Here is a 19,038-nt window from a genome sequence, read left to right as displayed (position 1 = left end):
GTCGTCGCTGGGGGCGATTTCGTTGAGAAGGATCTCCCCCAGGCTGAGGGCTGGCGTTGGGGTGGCGGTCGGGTTGGCGGTGGCGCTCGGTGTGCTGGTGGGTGGTGGCGTGCTTGTGCTGGTAGGTGTGGCGGTAGCGGTGACCGTTGGGGTGCTGGTGATCGTGGCGAGAGTCGTCGGTGTACTGGTTGCCATGACGGTGGCGCCAGGCGTGCTGGTGGGCATGGCGGTTGCGGTCGGTGTCTTGGTGCTCGTGCTGGTGGGTATGGGCGTGCTGATATACGTGGTAGTGGCGCTCGGTGTGCTACTCGGCATGATCGTCGGCGTACTGGTATATGTGGCGGTAGCGGTGGCGATCGGTGTCTTGGTGGCGGTGTTGGTGGGCACGGGCGTACTGGTGTTCGTGGCGGTCGCAGTTGGGGTGCTGCTCGGCGTGGCCGTTGGGGTGCTGGTGGGCACGGGGAGGCGATTGGGTTCGCCGGGGGACGGTGGGGCGAGGGTGGTCCAGGTGGTGGCGTCCAGGCGGGCGTAGACGCTGCTGCCGGTGAGGGCGGGATAGGTGACAGGGAGATCCATCACGGTGCCGTGGGCATCACGGAGGCTGAGGGTGGCCCCGGCATTGGGGAGGGTGCTGCGGCTGAGGGTGAGGACGACGAAGCCATGGGGTTCCAGGCGCAGATCCGGCAAGAGCCGGGTGATCGTCTGGGTCGCCGAACTGCGCACGAGTGACCAACCAGCAAGGGTCTGGGTATACGGGGTGGTATTCCAGAGTTCAATCCATTCCGGGTCGTCGCTGGGGGCGATTTCGTTGAGAAGGATCTCCCCCAGGCTGAGGGCTGGCGTTGGGGTGGCGGTCGGGTTGGTCGTGTTCGTGGCGGTCGCGGTTGGGGTGTTGCTTGGCGTAACGGTCGGGGTGCTGGTGGGCGTGGCGGTGGCGGTCGGTGTCTTGGTGGCCGTGTTGGTGGGTTCGGGTATGCTGGTGTTCGTGTTCGTGGCCGTGCTGGTGGGTTCGGGCGTGCTAGTATGCGTGGCGGTCGCGGTTGGGGTGTTGCTTGGCGTAACGGTCGGGGTGCTGGTCGGCGTTGGCGTGGCCGCGGCCGTATTGGTGGGCGTGCTCGTAGGCAGCGGGGTGCTGGTGGGCGGGGTGCTCGGCAGCGGGGTGCTGGTGGGCGTGACGGTGGCGATCAGTGTCTTGGTGGCCGTGTTGGTGGGTTCGGGCGTGCTGGTAGGTACGGGCGTGCTGGTATGCGTGGTGGTCGCGGTTGGGGTATTGCTTGGCGTAACGGTCGGGGTGCTGGTGGGCGTGGCGGTGGCGGTCGGTGTCTTGGTGGCCGTGTTGGTGGGTTCGGGTATGCTGGTGTTCGTGTTCGTGGCCGTGCTGGTGGGTTCGGGCGTGCTAGTATGCGTGGCGGTCGCGGTTGGGGTGTTGCTTGGCGTAACGGTCGGGGTGCTGGTGGGCGTTGGCGTGGCCGTGGCCGTATTGGTGGGCGTGCTCGTAGGCAGCGGGGTGCTGGTGGGCGGGGTGCTCGGCAGCGTGCTGGTGGGCGTGGCGGTGGCGGTCGGTGTCTTGGTGGCCGTGTTGGTGGGGACGGGCGTGCTGGTGTTCGTGGCGGTGGGGACGGGCGTACTGGTGTTCGTGGGGACGGGCGTACTCGTGTTGGTCGCCGTACTAGTATGAGTCGGCGTGTTGGTGGGGGTTTCGGTTGGGGTCAGCGTGCTGGTCGCTGTACTAGTATGAGTCGGCGTGTTCGTGGGCGTTTCGGTCGGGGTGGGCGTTTCGGTTGGGGTCTCGGTCGGGGTCGGGGTCTCGGTCGAGGCTCCTTCACCGTTTGACTCGCCGCGGGTCGGTGGTCCTATGATCCAGGTATCACCACCATCAGGCCAGCGTGCGTAACTCTCGCCGGCACGACTGCTCGTATAGGTGTAACTGTCAATAATGCTTTCGTCTGGGGCGATGAGCTGGATCGTGTCACCGCTGTTATTGAGCATGCTGGCGCTCCATTCGATGACATAGCGTTCGCCAGGTTCCAGAACGGTTCCTATTGGGATGAGCACTTTGATGCTGTTGGCCGGCAAATCATCATCAATGCGCCAGCCGCTTAGATCGACGGCAATCGCCCCACGATTCAACACTTCAGCCCATTCGCCTGTGCCAAGCGGGGCGGGCATAAATTCGTTGATCAGGATGACTTCGGCCTGGGCCTGTGCGGTCATATTGAAGGCCAGGCTGTTGCCAATAATGAGCGCGATCAGCAGAATTGATAGGGTTTGATGCAGTCTACGCACGGGTGCCTCCCGGAAGATACTGGTACCTGACCATGTACCGTCCAGGTGGGCAAAAAGTAACGCGAGTTGAGGGCGGATCCGTTATGGCCCGGCGGGGAGCGCCTGGCTTTCACCGATGGGCCATCCCGCACCACCGCTGGAAGGGGTGGTGAGGCGCAGGCCACTGGCCTCAAGGGGGACATCAAAGAGGATGGGGATGCTGCGCATGCCGCTTGCCGGTTCGAGTGGTTCTTCGAGGGCGAGATCGCCGTGCTGCCCGCGTTGATACAGCGTCAGATAGATAGTCGAGGCCTGGGGCACTGGGCTATAGGTGCGCTCTTGATCATCCCGCAAGGCAAAGAAGGTTGGGGGAAGGATGCGCGTTTCAGGGCTGTTATTGCTGACCGCAACAACTGCGAGCACAAAGCGGCCATTGGGGGCGAGATCCCCCAGGCTGCCGTCGAGTACCACGGCATAATCTGGTCGCAGGAGGGTTGCACTCCAGCCATCGTGGTCGAGAATGCTCCCTAGGGGCAATTCGGTCATCGTCGTCGGGCTTGGTTCGGGTGAAGCCATAGGCATCGCTGTGGCCGTCGGCTCGCTGAGGGTGAGTGTGGGCAATGGTATTGTGCTTGCCGTTGCCGTTGCCTGAGGCGCTGGCGGGAGACTAGTTGGGTCTGGCGCTGTTGCCGTGGGGATAGGTAGCTCAGCTGACGGGTTGATTGGATTGGCTGTGGCTGGTGCTGAGGATTGCAGGGCAAACGGGTTTGTTTGCATCACATTGTGTCCGATGATTACCCCGATTGCGCCAAGCAACAGCACAATCACGAGCATTGCCAGCACGTTGAGTAACGGAAACACGGTGCGATGGTCGTCAGGCTGCACTTCAGGCACGTGTTGTTCGGGTGGGGGGACAACGGGTGCTGCTACTGGCTCGTGGTGTGGCGAAGGTGGCACCTCAGCGTGGTCTGCCTGAGGCAAAACAGCTTCCGCCTGGGAAGGTGTCGGGGCTGGTTGAGGGCCGCTTAATTCAGCGAGCAGCAACCAGACCCGTGGCTCATCGGGGTATTCCTGAGTCAGCGCCTGCAAGACACGCTGACCAGCCTGAAGCCTCCCCTTGCTGATGGCCTGCTGGGCAATCTGAAGCAGTTGATCAAGCTCGGAGGATGGTGATGGCTGATCTGGAGGTGTTGTCACAGGTAAACAGGAAAAGTAAGGGAGGGCCAGGCCCTCCCATGAGCGACGTTACACACTGCGCAGGACAAGCCAACCCTGGCTCGGATTACTGCGGGCAAAGAAGACCAGGTCGGTTGCATCAAGCGCGACATCAAAGACGATTGCCACGCTGCGCGTCAGCCCATCGGGGGGCATCGCCTGCGTATGGGCCAGGTCGGCATTGACGCCAGGCACCACATAGGCTTCTGAGACGTCGGGGCGGGCTTCCCACACGCGGCCTTGTGCATCTTTGATGACAAAGAACTCGGCTGGAATGGATTGGCTGACACCGGTACTATTCACCGCATAGGCGAGGATGACCACAAAGCGGCCATTTTGCGGGCTAAACTGGCGAATATCACCAATCACCGATGCTGCGAAGGTTGGTTGATTGAAATCATAGAGCCAGCCTTCACTCGACAAAGGCGTATTGGCCGGCAGAATGATTGGGTTGGCATCCGAGACATCAGCCGGAGGTAGTGGTGGCTCAACTGGTTGCTCGGGCTCGGATGGCTGACCGGGATCCGTGCCGGGCTCACCGGGGTCCGTGCCGGGCTCACCGGGGTCCGTGCCGGGCTCACCGGGGTCCGTGCCGGGGTCCGTGCCGGGGTCAGTGCCAGGGTCCGTGCCGGGGTCGGTGCCGGGTTCACCGGGGTCGGTGCCAGGCTCACCGGGGTCGGTGGTTGGTTCTACCCCGACAATCGGATTTTCGGCGAGGGCCGTTGCGGTTGCGGCAACAATAGCCTGCTGGGTCGCATTGGGCTCAGCAACCTGCGTACCGCCAAAGAAATCTGAGAAGAGGAACGCGAGTAACAGCCCGACCAGGCCAAGCCCGACGAGGAAGAGCAACAGCGCGAGGAGCGGACTAAAGCCGCGACGCGGTTCTTCATACTCATCGTTATAATCCCCCGAACGGCGACTCCTTGCAGGTTCGTCCTCATCGCGACGGCGCTGCGACGTCGCAGCGAGCATAGCGGCGCGATCAGCGGCAAGTTTCTCATCTTGCGGGTCGACATGATGAGGCACACCATCCGCTCGACGCACTGGACCAGACGTATCGGCACTGATGGCATCGGCGAGGTTATCGAGTTCAGCAAAGGGATCGTCCTCGAAGGCATCATCAGTGATCGCCTCAGTCGGTGCTGGCGACGGTGGTGGGGGCGGCGGTACTTCGTGAATGCCTGCGCGCATGGTCGTACTAGGACGGACACCCAGGGCATTGAGGCCCTTGATCGCCATTTCATTCTGAGGATCGAGGTTCAGGACACGTTCAAGCGCATTCTGGCGTTCTTCACGATTCTCAGCGACACCAGCAAGCCAGAGCCACCCCTGGGCGTTTTCTGGCTCCTGGCGGGTAAGCAGGCGAAAGAGTTGACGGGCTTCATCTTTTTTGCCCTCGCGTGCGGCTTCGATGCCCAGCTGCAAAATGCTTTCCGGCTCCGCCATGAACAATCCTTCCTCTTGGGCCACTGTGGGCAGGAACGATAGAACAAACAGATCATATCTGTTACTCGGTGCCTATTCTAGCACACGTCGTAATGAGGGTCAACAGTTTTTCTGCGTAGGATGGCGCTATCACGGTCTAGCTGCTCTATATCCTGCGCAAAAGTGCAAAGAGTTTTCTGCCTACTGGGGGCAGTTGTGGGCCAGGAGGGGGCAAAGTAGCCGAACCCTCGGCGCAGCGAGAGGTTCGGACGAGGCCTCCCCTCGGGAAGCAGTGACTATGTTCGGATGTGGCAGGAGCAGGTGCAGCGTCCTTATGGGTCTTGAGGGGCAAAGCCCTCGGCGCTTGATGGGCCTGACGTGGTTGTTGACGGGTCGGCTTCTTGTGCAGGAGCCACGCTCGTTTCGGTGAACACAGGGTGCTCACCATAGACAAAGCCTGCGCGTTCCGCAACGAGGGAGAGGGTCTTTTGCGTTGAGCGATGAGGTTTGTGAATGCCCGTTTCCCATTCGCTGATCGTTTGTTGACGCACTTCCAATTCATCAGCCATTTGTTGTTGCGTCATGCCCATATGCTCGCGCAGGGCGCGAATGCGTTGTGGATCCCACGTTTGACGTGATGTGCGCTTGGGTTTTGCTGGTGGATACTGATATTCGTCGTTCATGCGGCTTTTCTTTTCAGGTAGGCTTCTTTCTTCTCGCTTCCGGGCTGGTGCTGGGGGCTGCTTCCCCAAACCTGGTTGCTTGGGCTGGCAACAGGCTAGTTAGGCTGGCCTATTGCCAGCCCAAGCAAGATACCTGTTGCGTAGCAAGTACAGGTTCACAAAGCGTGTTACAGTTGCTCTTGTCTCTTCATATTGTAACACGAGACCGGATAGGATCAAGCCCGTATGGATTGGTATTTTTGCAAGGAAGGCGATCTATGGTTGACAAGAGGGGTGCGCAACACGAGGATCTCAAGGCACTGGTGCAGGCTCAATTTGCCCCAGCTGCCCAGGCGTATGTGACCAGTCGCACGCACGCGTTGGGGGGTGATCTGGCGCGTCTGGTTGAACTGGCCGCCCTGACGGGTGACGAAGTTGTCCTTGATGTGGCGACCGGCGGGGGACATATGGCGCTTGCACTTGCGCCGTTTGTCCGTCAGGTGATTGCGTCGGATTTGACCCTGGCGATGCTGCATGCGGCGCGTGACCATCTGGTGGCACAGGGTTTTGACGAGGTGAGTTATCTGCGTTGCGAGGCTGAGCATTTGCCGTGTGCGCCTGCGTCGCTCGATCTGGTCTGTTGCCGTGTGGCGGCCCATCATTTTGCTGATGTACAGGCTTTTGTGACCGGGGCGGCGCAGGCGTTACGCGTTGGGGGGCGGTTGCTCATTTCTGATCATATCGGTCTGGAAGATCCTGAGCTCGATGCGTTTATGGATCGCTTCGAGCGCTGGCGTGATCCCAGCCACGTCCGGGCCTATTCGTATCGCGCCTGGCACTCATTTTGTACCACGGCCGGGCTTGAGGTGGTACATCAGGAAGATGACCCCCGTGAACCATATCAGTTTGCCGAGTGGACGGTACGGATTGGCATGCCTGTTGCCGAGCGCGAGGCGCTTGAGCGCTGGTTGCTGGCAGCCCCGGCTCGTTTCCGTGAACAGTTTGCCCTGACGGTGGAGGATGGCCGGGTCGTTTCACTGCGTGGGCATTTCGGCTTGATCGTGGCGCGCAAGCCTTGAACTATTTAGCTGCCGAAACGCATTGTTTCCGGCAACTGAACCGCGACGACTTCGCCGCGTACGCAGATGGCGTTGTCGGCGATGATCCAGGCTTCGATGATCACTTTGCGCCCTTTGACCTCTTTGACGCGTCCGCGGATTTCGAGTGGGTTGCCGAGTGGCGTTGGGCGGAGGTAGTCAACGTGGAGGGAGGCAGTGACGTAACGGAGGGGCGGTTGACTGCCCATTGGTCGCCCGGCGGCCTGGTAGCCTGCGGCGGCTGCCGTGCCAGTGCCGTGACAGTCGATCAAGGACGCGAGCAAGCCGCCATAGACGTACCCAGGGATGGCGGTGTGTTCAGGTCGCGGCGTAAAAAAAGCCACCGACTCGTCGCCGTCCCAGTGGCTCTTGAGTTGGAGACCATCTTCGTTGAGGCGGCCACAGCCATAACAGTGGCTCAATTCATCAGGATAGTAGTCTTGAAAGGCTGGTTCGTTCATCGCAGGCTTATGCTTTCCAGATGCGTACGGTGCCATCGCGTGACCCGCTAAGAAGCTGTTGCTGGTGTACATTATAAAGCAGGTGCTCGATTGCTCCTGCATGGGCATGAATAAGATTCGTACGTCGGGGCCGCCAGTTGCGCTGGGTGATGCGCCAGAAGTGGAGGCGTCCCTCGGCATCGCCGGCCACCAGGGTGTGGTCTCCTCCGGCAAAGGTCAGACTGGTCACCGCGCTTTCGATCCCTTCGAGCATCCCGAGGGTGCGGTGTTCTTGCCGGTGCCAGAGCTGGATCGTGCCTTCGCTGCTGCCGATGGCGAGGATGCGTCCATCGAGACTGGAGCCCAGGCTGCGAATTTCTTTGCCCTGGCAGGGGAGATGCTGGCTGAATGGTTCTCGTTCTGCTTCGAGATCATTGAGGTGCCAGATCTGGATGGCGCTTTCGTCAGTGGCAACGAGAATGGCCTGACTTTGGGCATCGAACCGGATCAGGCGTGGCCGCCCTTGGAGACCACGTAAGACGCGCCAGAACTGACCTCCTGATGCCGTTTCGGCGGGAGTGATGCGCCAGAGTTGCACCGTGCCGGTACCGTCGGTGCAGGCGAGAAGGTGCCCATTGGACGCAAGGCACGCAACGCGATTGCTGCCGTGAGTCTGCCACAAAATGCGCGACGCTCCCGTCGTGGTCGTACAGGCACGAATCGTGCGATCACTAGCGGCGGTAATGAGATGATCCGGTTCGTAAAAGGCGGCGCTGATGATCGGCCCGACATGATCCTGCTGACGAATGCGCGTGCCGCCTTCGGCGGTCAATTCGTGGATGGTCACAGACCCTTCACTGCTTCCAAGGGCAAGCAGCGTGCCTTCGGCGTTCAGCGTCAGGCTGGTGACGCGGCCACTCAGGGGGCGCAGACTGGTGACAGGCGTATGATTGGCTGTCTGCCAGACATGCAAGCGATTATCTTCGCCGAGGCTCGCGATCATGCTGCCATCGGGGCTAAAGGTCGTACTAGTCAGCGGGTTTTGATGCTGACCAACAATCCTGAGCAATGCCCCGGTGGTGGTCTGCCAGAGGCGCAAGGTTCCATCGGTTGCCCCTGTGGCGAGCATGTCGCCTGCTGGCGCGAAGGCGAGCGTCTCAACGGCACCTTCGTGGCCTTCGAGGGTCACGCGGAGCTTCCAGGTTGCGGTTTCCCAGAGGCGGACGCGGCGGCCACGTGAACCTGCGGCGAGCAGCGTGTTATCGGGGCTAAAGGCCAGCGCTTCGACCGTACCACCGTGCCCGGCCAGCGTTTGGATCAGCACCCGGTCGAAGGTGCGCCAGATGCGGACACTCTGATCGGCGCTGCCGGTTGCCAGCAGCGTGCCATCGGCGTTGAAAGCCAGGGCAGTCACGGTATCGCTATGCTCGGGCAAGGTTGCGAGCACCACCGGTTGGCCTGCGCTGAGCCGCCAGAGCCGCACCCGACGATCGCGCCCCCCCGAGGCGATCAGCCGTTCATCAGGGGCAAAGGCCAGACTCTGGATCATCCCGGTATGACCAGTACAGATGCTGTGCAACTGCCCGTTTGCGAGTTCCCAGAGCATAATTCTGGTTCCGGCAGCGAGGGCCAGCAACTGACCGCTTGGGCTGAGACTGGCACAATGGGTGGGATGATCAATCGCCCAGCGCGGTGTTCCATCGCCGAGTGCGAGCAAAACCGGGCCACCACCTGAGATGACCAGGGCGTGCGCTTGATCGATCAGGAAGAGCGCACGTGGCACACCGCGTCCAAGCCGTCGGAGCAAGCCATGCGCCTCAAGTTCATCGAGGGCAAAGCTGCCCTCGGGGACAAGGGCTGGATGTGGGGCGGCAACTGGTGCTACTGGCTCGGATGCGGTAACAGCGCGTGGGTCAGGCGTCGTGGCAAGGTGATTGTGGAGCAGGTCACGGAAGCGCTCGTAGCTGCGTGCGCTGAAGAGATCAAGTGTTGATGTGGCCCTGAGACTTGCCGGGAGCGTGCAACTGGTTAACTTGAGCGTTACGACAAAGCGGTGAGGGGCGGGCGTAAGGTTGAGCAACTCGGTCAGACTGCTCACAAGTGAGGGTGGCTGGTCATTGGGCATGCTACGTCGCGAGAGGCAGAAGACCACGGCCCTTGCTTGTGCCAGCGTCTCACGCCAGATGCGTGGCGAAGCACCGAGATCAGGCAGTTGGCTCACCAGCGTGATGGCGAACCCATCAATCTGAAGGCGACTGACCAACCCCTGCACCACAGGGAGATCCTCGGGTACGGCGATGAAGAGCACGTTTGCCTCAACGTCAGTTGCCTGAGAATATGTCATGCCAGCTATTCTACCACCATCAGCGCATCAACAGTGGTACATAGAATTGATGAGGGACGGGCAGCGCTGCTCCCTCCATGGTTGCCAGATAGTCCATCCCATTGCCACGCACCCCACCCAATGCATAGAAAGTGCCGACGGAGCCTCTGGCTGTGCTGAGATAACCGCGTGCGACTGACAGGGAAGGGCCAGTTGTCCAGGTGTCGGTTGTGGGATCATACCCTTCGACACTGGCGAGCCAACCGCTCGCAAAGGCATAGCCCCCGAGAACGAAGATCGTGCCATCCGGCCCGGTCACGGCTGCGGCACCCTCACGGCGAGTCGGCATAGGCGTTTTTGTGTGCCAGGTGTCGGTCTGTGGATCATATGCCTCAACAACGTCCAGGGCCGTCCCACTGCGACGCGTACCACCAAAAACGTAGATCCAGCCATCTGCTCCAACCGCGACCGCGCTCCCCCAGCGTGGCGTCGGCATGGGTGCGCGTTCATGCCACGCATCGGTCGCTGGGTTATACACCTCGACAACTGATAGCTCCTGGTCAAGCGCATCCCGTCCGCCAATGGCATAAATCTTCCCTTGTATCGCCGCAGCACCAAGCAATGCGCGGGCCGTGGGCAATGGCGCGACGCTTTGCCATGCATCACTGGTTGCATCATAGGCTTCGACGAGCGAACTGACCCCAATGCTGTAGCCACCCAGCGCATAAATGGTGCCATCCAGGGTTACCGCCGCAAGGCTATTGCGTCCCGTCGCCAGTGGAGCAAGGGTTTGCCAAGTCGCCGTATGGGGATGATAGGCTTCAACAACGGCTGTGGGACCAGCAGGCGTCCAGCCCCCAAGCGCCACTACCCGTCCATCTGATAGCGTCGCAGCCGCAAGATAGCCACGGGGACTGGGCATGCCAGGGTGGAGTTCCCAGTGCAACGTATCGGTTGAGGCAGGCACCTGCGTGACGACCATGGCCTGGGTAGTCAGGGACGGCCAGGTGAACCCGAGGAGGCAGAGCAAACTGATCGTTGCAATGAGGATGCGGGGTTGACCTTGCATATGCATATTCTACCTTTAGCTATGGAGAAGCGTATCCATGCCTAGGCATGTTTCAAACGAGCTTGACCGTTCGCAGCGAAGATAGCACCGGCTTCCAGCCTGTCAGGAAGCCCCACCGGCTGGAAGCCGGTGCTACTAAACGGCGCAGCCTGTCAGTCGTGCTGACAGGCTGCGCGAGACGCACCCAACTACTCACCGGTGACGGTGATTGTGCCGATGGTTGTCCAGGGGCTACTATTCCCGGCATGATCGAGGCTCTGCACCCGTACGAGGTACTCGCCAGGATTGAGCGGCTCGGTCTTGACGACCGGGTCAGGCGTAAACCAGCGTGACGTACCTTCAGGATCAGGGCCAATGTAAACACGGTAGCCTTGTACGCCTGAGAGCCTATCTTCAGCGGGCTGCCATGGCACGACCACGACCCCCGGTTTTACCGTCATGGCTGGAATCGCTACTGGTGCCGAGGGTGGTGTCTGGTCAAAGCCAACCGGCCCATAGCTTGCCAGGGTCTGCTTGCCATCGGGCCCCCAGGCGCGCACATAGAGCGTATGTTTGCCTTCGCCCTTATCGGATAGTTGGGCATAGCCATCAATCACCGACGGGAACATCGGGCGATCAGCGGCAGGCTCCTGGTTCCAGGCCTGGCTGAGGCCACCGCCGCCCCAGTTGATCGTAAACCCGACCCGCAGATCCTGGTTTGTCCAGGTGTCGGGTTGAAGCTCTGAACTGAAGACGACCTCGGGCGGTTGCAGCGCCATGGCGGTCATTACTTTGCCGCCGTGCTGGTTGCACCCACCAATTTCGGGAAGGTCATAGCCTTCAGCGAATTTGAGTGGGATCGACTGTTTGCCACTCCAGCCATCACGATTCGCCGTAAAAGCGGTGAAATGCAGATGGGGAACACCGGGTGAACCGCGGTCGCCGGCGTACCCAAGGGTCTGACCGGCTTCAAAGAAGACACCGCGGGAGGTCGTCACCGCACTTTGGAGATGGGTATACATCGTGAAGAACTGATTCCCGTGATGGAGAATAAGCGTTCCACTGCGGGCTTCCCAATGCCAGACGGTGCCATTCGCGGCGGCGCGGATCGGTGCGCCATAGGTAGGTCCATTGACCTGAATAAGATCAAGTGAATAGCGATCCCAGCTATTGTGGGTACCGCAAGCATAACCTTGAATAATGCGCCAGGATTCGCCAGCCGGAGTTGGCAGAACCAGACTTCGAGCGGCCTGAGCGGGTGACGGGCTCAGGGTGGAAACTGTGAGCAGAACCAGCAGTAGGATGCAAGCGAGCATGCGTTGACGCGAGCCGAAGGCAAACTTGCCGGGCAGAGTCGCACGTAGACTCAACAAATGTGAACCTCCTGGGTCAGTAATGGTGGGGCGAACCCCGTGATCGTTCCTGGATCAGGCCGGTTGCAAACAGGGCAAACGGCCATGTGGAGAGCCTTTTTGAAGCTCTGGGAAGCACGAGCAAACTTGGCTCGTCGCTTCGCTGTGAAGAGATGTGCCGTGACGTTCGTGGTCAAGCGGCCTGATAAACATATCACAAACTGACAAAATGATCAAATTTTGGTTGAGATCGAGCCCACACTGCCCGTCTCAACCAGGGTGAGCTTGAGGCGTAACCCTGCGAGGCTTCGGCGGAGGCGAGGTGAGCTTGAGGCGTAGCCTGCGATGCTTCGGCGGAGGCGAGGGGGCAGTTGTGGTATGATACATGGCATGGCAAAGCCAGATATTCTGATTGTGGGTGCGGCAGATACCGGTCGTGCGCCGATGGCGGCGGCGATGTTGCGGCGTTTGCTTGGCGAGCAGGGCTTGCCGTGGGACGTGGCCTCGACGGGGATTGTGGGGCACGATGGCTATCCGGCTGAGCCAGAGGCGCGCTCGGCGATGATGATCCTCGGGTTTGATCTGGATACTCATTGTGCGCGTTCGCTCACGCCTGAACTGGTGGCGCAGGCACGGGTATTGCTGGCGATTGATAGCGGTATTGCCCGTGTGGTGCGGATGCGCTTTCCTGATGCGGTGACAGTGAGTCTGGGTGAACTGGCCGGTCGGGCGCGCGATATCCCTGACCCTTTTCGCATGCAGGTCGGGGCCTGGGTGCAATATGGTAATGAAATTGTAATGTTGTTACAGGCTGGTCTAGCGCGCCTGTGCCAACTTGTTGACCCTGCATGGTCGCCAGACACCGGGGCGGGCTCTTCTCCCGAAGCTGCGGCTGTGCCGTCTGCAGAAGCGAGCATCGCTGATCCGTCGCGCCTTGACTTGGCGGTGCGTGGTGTTGCGCTGTCTGCTGCCGCTCTCTCAACGGCATTGCCGCACGAACGGCGTGCGCCTTCGCCGCTGACAGAGCAAGCGACTCTGCTGGTGCAACGAGCCGAGCACATCTTGCAGCTCGTGGCCGATCGGCCTGATGTGATTGTCTGGGCGGTGGCGCGTCACCATCTATTGGCCGATCTGGGTGAGCTCGAGCAAGCCGCACCTGCTGATGGCTTTGGGCGCGCCTATGTGGCGCTGGTTCGCGCAATGCTCGTGCTGGCGAGCGCTCTCCCGACGCCTGATCAGGCGCACCTGTTGCTCAAGGCCTTTGCTCGGTTTGCTACACCGCTTACCGCAGCGGATGTGACCGATGCTTCAGCGATGTTGAGTCACTTTCAGTAATTTGTGCTCAAAAAAACGATCAGCAAAGCTGATCGTTTTTTGAGCACACTTGAAATCCCTGACGAATGAACATCAGGTTCCCTGCGGGGCGAGACCCTGGCGAAAGACGGCGACAACTGTATCGGCGAGGCGTTCGGGGTCTGGTTCGCCGCTGACGCTGATCCAGCCGATACTGGGTGAGATATTGAGCGCATTGAAGATGCGGACGACGCTGGCGACATCAACCGAGGGGTCAATTTCGCCGACCGCAATGGCCTCTTCGATCGTGGCGACCAGGCGGGCATCAATGCGGGCCAGATAGTCTTGCGAGCGTGGGTGGCGTTCCAGCAGATCAATGATCTCGGGCAGCCAGAGTTGCATCGCGCAGGTACGATGCTCGATTTGCAGGCGCACACTGGTATGGAGAAAGGTGAGGAGGCGTTGCAACGGGGAAGCCTCGCTCGCCGCCTCGACCTGGGCAAAGGTGCGCTCCATCAACTGCATTGCCATCGTCGCCACGAGATCCTCTTTGGTGGGGAACTGATTGTAGAGCGTCGGCTTGGAGACGCCGACGCGTGCCGCGAGTTCTTCCATCGAGAAGGCAGCATAGCCCCGCTCGGCCATCAACTGGTGCGTAGCGGCGAGGATTTCATCACGGAGCAATGCTTTACGACGTTCGCGTAGGGTTTGACTCATAGACTTTCTCAATAATGGGGCTGTCGCCCTAAAACCCATGCTTGCGCCAGCACAAGCGAGATTCTTGGGGGCCGCAGGCCCCCAAATCCCCAGCCGGAAGGCGCTCCTTAGCCATCAAGTTGAATGGTTACGCGGGCGCTCATGCCGGCGCGTAGCCCTGCCTGTTCGTCGAGGGTGATGCGGACAGCGAAGGTGCGGACGTTGCCGACGACGGTTGCGGTCGGGGCAATGAAGCTGACGTTGCCGGTAAAGGTTTGCCCTGGGATCGCGTCGAGCGTGACGGTTGCGGGCATACCCTCGCGGACGCGGGCGACATCGGTATCGCTGATATTGACTTCGACGCGCAATTCACTGACATCAACGATTTGCACCACCGGCACAGCGCCAGCACCGACGCTATCACCGATTTCGACGTTGACGATCGCGATGATGCCATCGAAGGGGGCGCGGAGCACCGCCTTATTGAGGTTGAGGCGGGCTGACTCAACCGCGGTGCGGGCCTGTTCAACCTGGGCGAGCGAGCCAGCCAGGGTGGCCGCAGTCGGATCGCTGGTGGCGCGGGCGAGATTGGCCTGGGCTACGGCGATGCCTGCGCGGGCGGCGTCGAGCGAGCCAGCGCGCTGGTCGCCGCGCAAGCGGTCGAGTGACGCACGGGCCTGCGCAACCTGGGCATCAACGGCGGCGCGCTGCTCGGCGGTGGCCCCATCGAGCAGCCGTTGCCGGCTTGCTTCGGCGTTGGCAACGCCGGCTTCGGCGGCACGGATGCCTTCGACTTCATTTTGAACCGCTTGATCGTAGGCGAGTTGGGCCTGACCAAAACGCGTCTCGGCGTTCTGCACCGCCCGCAGCGTCTGCTCCTCGGCGTCCAGCGCCTCTTGCGGAATTTCCCGGCCAAACTTGCTCAGCTGCAACTCAGTTTCGCGATTGCGCCAGTAGATATCTGAATAGGCTTGTTGGGCGTCACGCAGACCATTGGCGGCGATATCGAGCTGGAGTTGTGCATTGGTCTTGGCTGCCGAGAGATTTGTCCGTTGCACTTCAAGATTAGCGCGGGCCTGAGCAACGCCTGCTTCGGCCTGCTGGAGATCGGGGGTGCGTGGGCCAGCGGCTACTTCGGCCTGGCGTGCGAGCGCACTGGCAAGGGCAGCCTCGGCAGCGGCAATATCTTCGGCAGTGACACTCCCGGTGGTCTGGCGCAACCCGGCCTGGGCCTGGGCAACCTGGGCGCGGGCAGCGGCCACCTCTTCAGGGCTAGCCCCTTCAACGAGGCGCTCGTAGCCAGCCTGGGCCTGAGCCAGCCCAGCTTCGGCCTGGCGCAAGGCCAGTTCAAGCTCGGCGACATCAAGCCGGATCAGTTCCTGGCCTTCACGGACACTCATGCCCTCTTCGACCATCACCTCGGCCACGGTACCGGGCACACGGAAGAGGAGCGACGCGCTCCGTTTCGGGGCGATTTCGCCCGACGCAGTCACGCCGAGCGCGAGCAGCGGGGCGGCGGTCGGGGCGGCGAGCACCCCCTCGGCATCTGGTTGGGCAGGGCTGCTGCCCGTCGAAGACGCGGGCAGAGCTATCGTCGGCACAGGCGTAACTGCGCTTTCGGGCTGTGCCGTGGTGGCACAGCCAGCGAGCAGCGCGGCTGCCATCCCACTCAAGACAAGTTTGCGTAACACGAAAGACACTCCTTAATATATGTACGTTGTTAGCGCTAATATCGTGCGTTAGCGACGGGCGAAGCACCCGCCCGTGATCATGGTACCGCTTTGGGATGGCACAGGGGCGGGTGTTTCGCCCCTACGTGCGCATTAATCGGCTGATGATTCCGTCTGCGTTGGCATCGTTGCTGATGCCGGTGGGGTCGGCGTAATGGCGGTTGCCCCGGTGGCGACCGGTGGTTCGGGCTGGACTTCGGGTTGACCTGCGCTGGGAAACTTGCGGATAAACCAGTTGTTGAAGCGCGAGGTCATCCCTTCGATCAGACTATACACCGTCGGCACGACCAGCAGGGTCAGGATCGTTGAGGTGGTCATCCCGCCGATGATGACCCAGGCGAGGCCACTCCGGAACTCAGTGCCTTGCCCGGTACCAAAGACGTGGATGCCCATCGCGGTCGGCAGGGCGCCGGCGATCAGCGAGATGGCGGTCATCAGGATCGGGCGCAGACGAATGGCCCCGGCGAGCCGCAGCGAATCGTGTTTATTGAGGCCAAGTGCGCGAAGTTGGTTGGTAAAATCGACCAGCAGGATCGAGTTCTTGACCACAAGACCAAGCAGCAAGATCAGGCCGATCATCCCGGTGATATCGAGGTCAATCCCAATAATGCGGAGCGCCAGGAACGCTCCGATGAAACTGAAGGGCATGGCCATCATAATCACTAGCGGCTGCGTAAACGAACCAAATTGCGATGCCAATACCATATAGACAAAGAGCACCGAGAGCGCCATCGCGAGCAAGAGGGAGTCAAAACCCTCAGTGGTTTGCTGCAGCAAGCCGACGTAGCTAACCACAACATCATTGGGAATGCCGAGCGCATCCAGGCGCGCGTTCATCTCGTTCTGGACATCGGTAAGATTGCGGCCTTCGAGATTAGCCCCGATCAACACCTGGTTGAGTCGGTTGAACCGACGGATCGTCACCGGGCTGCTCGAAACCTCGATTGTGCCGAGTGAACTGAGGGGAACGGTGCCGCTGCGGGTAGGCAGACTGATCGCCCCGAGCGACTCAACGCCTGTCCGGTCTTCTTCCCGCAGACGCACCACCACATCATAATCTTGCCCATCCTGACGGAGCACCGTCGCACGCTCGCCATTGATCAAGGCGCGCACCGAAGTCGCAATATCATCGTTGGTCACCCCAAGCTCGCCAATGCGTCCGGGGTCAGCGATGAACTGCAACTCGGGCTTCCCCGTCTGGAAATTGGTATCAATATCCACCAGGCCTTCCATCTGACGGAACTCGTTCTCGACGGCGGCCACAACCGGCGCAATCTCATTCACCGAACGGGGTGTCTGGAGGCTGACCAGGAACTCGCGGCCAGCGACGCCGGTACTAGTGGGCTGGAAACTGGGCAGCGCAAACGAGAGGCGCGGCAAAAAGCCGAGTTGCTCACGCAGGCGTTCCTGCACCGGAATCGTCGGTGTCCGATCGACCAGCTTCACAAAAAACTCGGTTCGTTCCGGATTGCCCGAAAAACCGACATTGGAGATGACCGTAGAGACCGCAGGATCGGCAAGCAAGACCTGCTCGGCCTGCTGGGCGAGGCGATTCGTCTCGGCCAGAGTCGTACCGGGCCGGGCCTCGAAGCCCATCAGAAACTCGTGGGGATCCTGTTCGGGGAAGAAGGTAAACTTGAGGCCACCGGCCACCACCACACTGAGCAGCAACACCCCGATCGACGTGGCCACAACGAGCATGCGATTGCGCGTACTCGCCAGCGTCCAGCCAAGCAATTTGCCATAGGCTGCGCCCATGCGCCCCGGATCTTCTTTTGCCTCCTGGAGCAAGCTGCTATCGCGATCATCGTTCTCTTGCTGAAGGCGATCAATATCGAGCCCCGGCAACGCCTCGCGGCGGGAACCGTGGGTATCGTGCGGCTTCATTTTGGCATTAGGGAAGACATTTGACGACATCATCGGGGCGAGCGTGAACGCCTCGACGAGCGAGAGCAGAATCGCCACGGCAATGACGACGCCAAAGGACTGGAAGACAATGCCGGCGGTACCTTCGGCGAAGGTCACGGGCACAAAGACCGCGACGATGGTCAACGTCATCGCCAGCACCGAGAGGCTCACCTCCGACGTACCTTTGGACGACGCGATGCGGGCGGTCTCACCGCGTTCCATACGGCGGAAAATATTTTCGCGGACGACAATCGCATCGTCAATCACAAGGCCCACACACAACGAGAGGGCAAGCAGCGTGATGAGGTTAATCGTCAGCCCAAAGAAGGGCATAAAGATAAAGGTACCGATGAGAATCACCGGCAGACCAATCATTGTAATGATCGTACTGCGGAGATTGCGGAAAAAGAACCAGACCACGAGGAACGCGGCAATCGAAGCAAAGATCAATTCTTCGAGCGAGGAAATAACCGACGCCGTCACCGCCTGGGAATCATCTTGTGGAATCGTATAGACAAGATCCGAGCGCGTACGAAAAAGATCCTCAACGGCTGCCCGAACATTTTCGGCAACAGTCACCGTATTGCTACCCGATTGCTTACGGACACTAAGGATAATCGCATCATCGCCATCGAGGCGTGAAAAGCGCGTCACCTCAGCAACGCCATCTTCCACCGTAGCGACATCGCCAATGCGGAAATTGGTGCCAGTAATCTGGATCCGCGCGATATCCTCGGGGGTTTGCAGCAATGACGGCGCACGGAGACTAACCGACTGATCGCCCTGCTCGATGGTACCGAGGCCAAGGTTGGCGTTGGCCTGCTGGAGCGAGCGGGTAATTTGGGACGGAAGAATGCCAAACGCCTGGAGGCGAGCGAGATCCATGAGGACATTGATCTGGCGCACCTCACCACCGCTCACCGCAACATTGCCCACGCCGGGGACACGCTGCAAGAGCGGCACAATCTCATTGTCGAGCTGAGAGCGCAACGCAAGCGGCGATTGACCGCCGGTCGCCGCGACGGCGATTGACATAATCGGCGCTTGATTCGGATCAAAGCGTTCAAAGACCGGCTGGCGCACATCGCGTGGCAACGACGGTAAAATCGCATTGACCTTTTCACGGACATTCTGATCAATCTCATTAATATCCGTACCGGCCTCAAACTCCAGCACAAGAAAACCAAAACCCTCACTGGAATTAGAGGTCAAGTCACGAAGACCGGCCAGCGTATTGACCGCATCTTCAATCGGGCGAATCACCTGATCGGCGACACTCTCGGGGCCGGCACCGGGATAGTTTACCGACACCACAAAGACAGGCACATCAATATCGGGTAGCAGGTTAACCGGCGTTGTACGGAACGAAAGAATACCGAAGGTCAGAATAGCCAGCATCACCATCGTGATAAAAACTGGTTGGCGGATTGCCACATCCGAGATCCAGATCCCGTTTAACTTCTCTTTCTGGCGTTGGGGCGTAGCCATCAAGCCTCCTCAGTCGAGGGTTATCAACACACAGCGTGTTGCACTGCACACGGCTCATGCACACAACTTGCACGAGCTTTGTCTTTACTGTACCGT

Annotated in this window: 13 protein-coding genes; 2 read left to right on the top strand and 11 right to left on the bottom strand. The window is 60.4% G+C overall.

From position 1 onward, the window contains the following. From A9Q02_RS12270 to A9Q02_RS12255, 4 genes are all read right to left on the bottom strand, one after another. The coding region (locus tag A9Q02_RS12270) for a lamin tail domain-containing protein (RefSeq protein WP_141508865.1) at positions 1-2,286 on the bottom strand (2,286 nt) is incomplete at its 3' end. A gap of 81 nt (positions 2,287-2,367) precedes the next feature. Beyond that, complete coding sequence (locus tag A9Q02_RS12265; RefSeq protein WP_097653378.1) at positions 2,368-3,462, bottom strand: hypothetical protein; 1,095 nt, start codon at positions 3,460-3,462, stop codon at positions 2,368-2,370. 48 nt (positions 3,463-3,510) lie between these two features. Next, the gene (locus A9Q02_RS12260; RefSeq protein WP_097653377.1) at positions 3,511-4,926 is read right to left on the bottom strand and encodes a tetratricopeptide repeat protein; all 1,416 of its coding nucleotides are present in this window, start codon (positions 4,924-4,926) and stop codon (positions 3,511-3,513) included. A 311-nt stretch (positions 4,927-5,237) separates the two neighbouring features. Beyond that, on the bottom strand, positions 5,238-5,657 hold the full coding sequence (locus tag A9Q02_RS12255) for a helix-turn-helix transcriptional regulator (RefSeq protein ID WP_245860521.1): 420 nt from the start codon (positions 5,655-5,657) through the stop codon (positions 5,238-5,240). Positions 5,658-5,845: 188 nt separating this feature from the next. Between A9Q02_RS12255 and A9Q02_RS12250 the strand changes: the two genes are divergently transcribed. After that, positions 5,846-6,646, top strand: a complete 801-nt coding sequence (locus A9Q02_RS12250) for a class I SAM-dependent methyltransferase (protein WP_172450919.1) — start codon at positions 5,846-5,848, stop codon at positions 6,644-6,646. 5 nt (positions 6,647-6,651) lie between these two features. Here A9Q02_RS12250 and A9Q02_RS12245 read toward each other — a convergent pair whose 3' ends face one another. The 4 genes from A9Q02_RS12245 to A9Q02_RS12230 form a co-directional block, all read right to left on the bottom strand. Beyond that, positions 6,652-7,125 carry a PaaI family thioesterase gene (locus A9Q02_RS12245; RefSeq protein ID WP_097653374.1) on the bottom strand — a complete coding sequence of 158 codons (474 nt, stop codon included), beginning with the start codon at positions 7,123-7,125 and terminating at the stop codon, positions 6,652-6,654. Positions 7,126-7,132: 7 nt separating this feature from the next. Next, complete coding sequence (locus tag A9Q02_RS12240) at positions 7,133-9,448, bottom strand: WD40 repeat domain-containing protein (RefSeq protein WP_097653373.1); 2,316 nt, start codon at positions 9,446-9,448, stop codon at positions 7,133-7,135. A gap of 19 nt (positions 9,449-9,467) precedes the next feature. Then, positions 9,468-10,496, bottom strand: coding sequence for a Kelch repeat-containing protein (locus tag A9Q02_RS12235; protein WP_172450917.1), 1,029 nt, complete (start codon positions 10,494-10,496; stop codon positions 9,468-9,470). A 188-nt stretch (positions 10,497-10,684) separates the two neighbouring features. Next, positions 10,685-11,848 carry a M23 family metallopeptidase gene (locus A9Q02_RS12230; RefSeq protein ID WP_245860520.1) on the bottom strand — a complete coding sequence of 388 codons (1,164 nt, stop codon included), beginning with the start codon at positions 11,846-11,848 and terminating at the stop codon, positions 10,685-10,687. Between the two features lie 369 nt (positions 11,849-12,217). Here A9Q02_RS12230 and A9Q02_RS12225 point away from each other — a divergent pair, with 369 nt between their 5' ends. After that, positions 12,218-13,162 (top strand): arsenate reductase/protein-tyrosine-phosphatase family protein, encoded by a 945-nt coding sequence (locus A9Q02_RS12225; protein ID WP_172450916.1) that lies wholly within the window; start codon positions 12,218-12,220, stop codon positions 13,160-13,162. Positions 13,163-13,234: 72 nt separating this feature from the next. Here A9Q02_RS12225 and A9Q02_RS12220 read toward each other — a convergent pair whose 3' ends face one another. The 3 genes from A9Q02_RS12220 to A9Q02_RS12210 form a co-directional block, all read right to left on the bottom strand. Continuing rightward, on the bottom strand, positions 13,235-13,837 hold the full coding sequence (locus A9Q02_RS12220) for a TetR/AcrR family transcriptional regulator (RefSeq protein WP_097653370.1): 603 nt from the start codon (positions 13,835-13,837) through the stop codon (positions 13,235-13,237). A gap of 107 nt (positions 13,838-13,944) precedes the next feature. Next, on the bottom strand, positions 13,945-15,507 hold the full coding sequence (locus tag A9Q02_RS12215) for an efflux RND transporter periplasmic adaptor subunit (protein ID WP_245860519.1): 1,563 nt from the start codon (positions 15,505-15,507) through the stop codon (positions 13,945-13,947). Between the two features lie 132 nt (positions 15,508-15,639). Further along, on the bottom strand, positions 15,640-18,942 hold the full coding sequence (locus A9Q02_RS12210) for an efflux RND transporter permease subunit (RefSeq protein ID WP_097653369.1): 3,303 nt from the start codon (positions 18,940-18,942) through the stop codon (positions 15,640-15,642). Positions 18,943-19,038 lie beyond the last annotated feature (96 nt).

Source organism: Candidatus Chloroploca asiatica (assembly GCF_002532075.1).
Classification (GTDB): Bacteria; Chloroflexota; Chloroflexia; order Chloroflexales; family Chloroflexaceae; genus Chloroploca; species Chloroploca asiatica.
The sequence above is the reverse complement of the archived record's forward strand: the minus strand, read 5'-3'. Positions and strand labels throughout refer to the sequence as shown.